Source organism: Polynucleobacter sp. 35-46-11 (genome assembly GCF_002281105.1).
This window is the reverse complement of record NZ_NCFJ01000647.1, coordinates 1-1,250: the sequence shown is the minus strand read 5'-3', so window position 1 is coordinate 1,250 and position 1,250 is coordinate 1. Positions and strand designations below refer to the sequence as shown.

Here is a 1,250-nt window from a genome sequence, read left to right as displayed (position 1 = left end):
TTGGATATAGATTGAATGAAAATTTCATCCAATCATGCTATTGGTGCTGGTAAGTTCTTATGAATCTTTGTATGATTAAAGAATGAACAAAAATCCAAGAGGTACAAAAATGAAAACAATCATGAGTATTGTTTTAGTATGCGCGGCGTTTTTCTCTTTATCAGCTCACGCCCAAAATACACCCGCCGAATACGCTCTTTTTGAAAAAGAAGTGGATCGAATTTCTGAGCAGCAAAAAGCCAACAAAATTGGTCGCACTATGGCATACAAAGAAAAGTTAGTTGCAGCAAAAACTTATATGCCAGGCGACAAAATTACCCAAGACTATATAAATTCTTTGATCGGCTATTCTGAGCAGCTTGATAGCAAAAAAATAAACAAATCCGAGTATGACGCCTTAAAAGAAGCAAGGGATGAGCGATTTTTGGCAGCTATGAAAGATATGAGGGAGTCTAATGAGCGCGCTTATCGCCAGGCTGAATTAGAGAATGACAGAATGCGTCAAGCTCAAGCTTCGACCTATGCCAATGCCGCTCAGCAATACAGGACTACCGCTGCAACGGCTACCATGCTTAATGGTATTGACAGGGCTTTTACGAACTCATTTGGTCAATCAATCACCCCGCCACCGCAGATTTGCGATTACTACGGCGGCACTCGGTATTGCTACTGATTACTCCCGCAGCTTTTCGTTCTTTTTACGCAGCTCAATTAACTTGTCTTGCTGAGAGGCGATATATCTACCCTTTGAATCAGGAGTCATACCCTGATTTCTTTGGGCACTACTGATATTAGCGCCAATCTCTTTAGCCTCTTTCTGAATACCAGCGGCTTGATAATCAATGCCACGCTCAGGGTCAAATGAGCGGATCTTCGTGCCAGTAAATACATCAAGCACTGTAGGAATTGCTTTGATTGAATCACCCGCTTTGGTTTTGCCTGTATAGCCTAGCATTTCAGTATCAAAGGTATTGGCGCTAGCGTCCATCAGCTTATTAAAGTTGTAGCTACCTGGAATCATAGGGGCATTCGGGGCAAACTGGCGATACAAGTAAGCGCCACGCGCTTGCGCTGCTTCCCACTTGGTATCAGATTTCTTCACCAGATCTTTTCCAGTAAAGGTATCTTGGTTATAAATAACCGCCTGCATAATTGATAAGACAGGATGGCTTGGCATAAATGGCGCTGGTAAAGGCAATCCATTGGTCTGATTGTTAATATCAAACAAATCACCCAATGGGACGCGGCGG

At 42.8% G+C, this 1,250-nt stretch carries 2 protein-coding genes; one reads left to right on the top strand and one right to left on the bottom strand.

Translation table 11 applies throughout. From position 1 onward, the window contains the following. The first annotated feature begins 109 nt into the window (after positions 1 to 109). Positions 110 to 673 (top strand): hypothetical protein, encoded by a 564-nt coding sequence (locus B7Y67_RS18440; RefSeq protein WP_293599879.1) that lies wholly within the window; start codon positions 110 to 112, stop codon positions 671 to 673. Here B7Y67_RS18440 and B7Y67_RS18435 read toward each other — a convergent pair. After that, positions 674 to 1,250 (bottom strand): hypothetical protein (locus B7Y67_RS18435; RefSeq protein ID WP_293599878.1); only part of this gene is annotated, 577 nt, incomplete at its 5' end.

Bases quoted from the DNA above. Each gene is read 5' to 3' on its own strand.
- B7Y67_RS18440 (WP_293599879.1), top strand. From the start codon at position 110: ATGAAAACAATCATGAGTATTGTTTTAGTATGCGCGGCGTTTTTCTCT.